Source organism: Cellulomonas septica, assembly GCF_012396155.1.
In the GTDB taxonomy this organism is placed as follows: domain Bacteria; phylum Actinomycetota; class Actinomycetes; order Actinomycetales; family Cellulomonadaceae; genus Cellulomonas; species Cellulomonas septica.
In genome coordinates, this window is record NZ_JAAXOY010000611.1 from 1 (window position 1) to 2,164 (window position 2,164).

General features: G+C 76.6%; 3 protein-coding genes and 1 pseudogene. All 4 read right to left on the minus strand.

The features are described 5' to 3' along the window. The coding region (locus HGA02_RS21750) for a pilus assembly protein TadG-related protein (protein ID WP_343035567.1) at positions 1-264 on the minus strand (264 nt) is incomplete at its 3' end. Further along, on the minus strand, positions 261-596 hold the full coding sequence (locus HGA02_RS20555) for a TadE family type IV pilus minor pilin (protein WP_343035569.1): 336 nt from the start codon (positions 594-596) through the stop codon (positions 261-263). The genes HGA02_RS20555 and HGA02_RS21750, both read right to left, overlap by 4 nt. 158 nt (positions 597-754) lie before the next feature. Beyond that, on the minus strand, positions 755-1,093 hold the full coding sequence (locus tag HGA02_RS17240) for a DUF4244 domain-containing protein (protein WP_168680424.1): 339 nt from the start codon (positions 1,091-1,093) through the stop codon (positions 755-757). An 874-nt stretch (positions 1,094-1,967) separates the two neighbouring features. Further along, positions 1,968-2,164, minus strand: a pseudogene (locus HGA02_RS17245) (type II secretion system F family protein); the annotation flags it as partial.

Here is a 2,164-nt window from a genome sequence, read left to right on the forward strand (position 1 = left end):
CCCACGTCGCAGCGCGGTCGCGGCCGCCAGCGCGGACAGGTCCGCCGCCGTCTGCGCCTGGAGCCGGGCCGTGTGCGCCGAGGTCACGACGCCGAGGAACGCTGCGAGCACGAGCGCGACCGCGACGACCGCGACCAGGACGACGGTCACGGAGCCGTCGTCGGTGCCGGTGCCGGTGTTGGATCCGCTGTCGGTGCCGGTGCCGATGCCGGTGCCGGTGCCGGTGCCACGACCCTCACGTCCACCACCGGCCTGCGTCGTCACGGCTCGACCCGCGCCGTCGCCGACCCACGGGCCTCCAGGGGGCCGAGCCGCAACCCGCCGACGGGCACCGTCGCCTCGACGACGACGGTGACCCACTCGCCGTCGCGCGTCGTCCGGATGCGCGCCCCGTCGCCCGCGACCCGACGAGCGGTCGCGGCGGCCTCGGACGTGGACTCGCCGAGCGCGAGGGCACGAGCGCCCGCGCGAGCGCCGTCGAGGCACTGGGCGCGCGTCAGCCCGGCGCCGACGACGGCGAGCACGACCACGAGGAGCAGCACGACGACGGGCAGCCCGACCGCGAGCTCCGCCGTGACGCTGCCCGCGTCCCGCACCGTGACGGGCGGTTCGTGCCGGCAGGCGACCGTCCGTGACCGGACTCCGCACCCTGCGGTCCGCCGCTCCGCTCCCACCCCTACCTGGATCGCGACCGTGGCTGGCCCTCGGCGAGAGCGCCCGCGCGCCTCCCCGTCGGGCCGTGCGGCGTCGACCGTCACAGCGAGAGCGCCTGCCGGACGATGCCGGTGAGCAGGCCCTTCACCTCACCGCTCTTGAGGATCACCACGAGCAGCCCCGCGAAGCCCACCGCCGCCAGCGTGACGATCGCGTACTCCGCGGTCGCCATGCCCGCGTCGGTGCCGAGACGACGAGCGCGCTGCGCCAGGGTGGGCCCGAGCCGCCCGCAGGCGCGGACGCCCCGGCCCGCCCTGGTCGACACGAGCCGCCGCCGGCCCGGAAGGGGTCCGGCACTCGACACGTCCGTCCGCACCACCGGTGCGTCCCTCGCGTCCGTCGTGTCCGTCGTGATCCCGTCGTCCGTCGTCCGTCGCATGGTTCCTCCTCTGATCGACGGGCCGAGGACCCGTCCCGCCGCTCCCTGCGGCCGTCCCACCGTGCTCCGCCCGGCGGTGTGCCGGTGCCGGAGCCGCTGGAACCGTGGACGACACGACGCCCGCCCGGACCTGTGGACGGCTCGTCGGACTGCGGCCCGCACGAATCACGCGTCGCCTGTGCGTGGGTCCTCGGCCCGCCGCACACCGAGTCGAACCACGCGTCAGCTCGTGGCCCGCTCGTCCGCCCGGCGACGGACAGACGAGGGCCGCGCCCCGCCGCTCGTGGGCGCTCGTCCGTCCGACGACGATGACGGCATGAGCCCCGACTGATCGCTCGTCCGCCCGCCGAGGGACAGACGTGGGCGCGTCGGTCCAGCGATGCTTCCGGTCGTCCGATGACCGACCGGCGCGCGAGGAGGGATCCGCGGGTGGCACGCAGCAGCCTGCTCCTGGCGACGGGTGTCGTGCTCGCCCTGGCGACCGCGCGCGGCGACCAGTCCGCGCGTCCGACGGCGTCGGCGACCGACGTCGCGCTCGACGAGCCTGAGGGTGAAGGGGGCGACGACGCGCAGCTCGCGGGCGTGCTCGACCGCGTGGACGGTTGCGTCGTCGTGCGCGTGGACGAGCCCTCGACGCTGGTGGTCCCTGGGCTCCCGACCGGCGCGCGCGGGGACGACGACGAGCTGGTCGCCGTCGGGCAGCGGCACCGGCTCGGCGACCGCGTCGAGTGGCGTGGTGGCGAGCTCGGGACCGGGGGGGACGAGCCGGCTCGCTCAGGCGCCGACGGGCTGCGAGGGCCTCGACATGGGAATGGTCCGTCCGTCGGCGCACCGGCCCGCCCGGCGGTGCGTCCTCCGCGCGACGGTGAGGCGGTCACGGCAGGAGCGCGAGCCCGTCGGTCAGCGACAGCACGATCGGCACGAGCCCGACCAGCACGAACGCCGGCAGGAAGCACCCGCCCAGCGGGAGGACGAGGTGCACGGCGAGCCGCGCGGCGGCGGTCCTGACGGCTCGGCGTCGCTCGCGTCGTAGCCGCTCGGCACGCGCGCGGAGACCCGGGACGGGCGGTG

What these genes read in the sequence shown, in the direction of transcription:
- HGA02_RS17240 (WP_168680424.1), bottom strand. Translation starts at nt 1,093, where the DNA reads ATGCGACGGACGACGGACGACGGGATCACGACGGACACGACGGACGCG.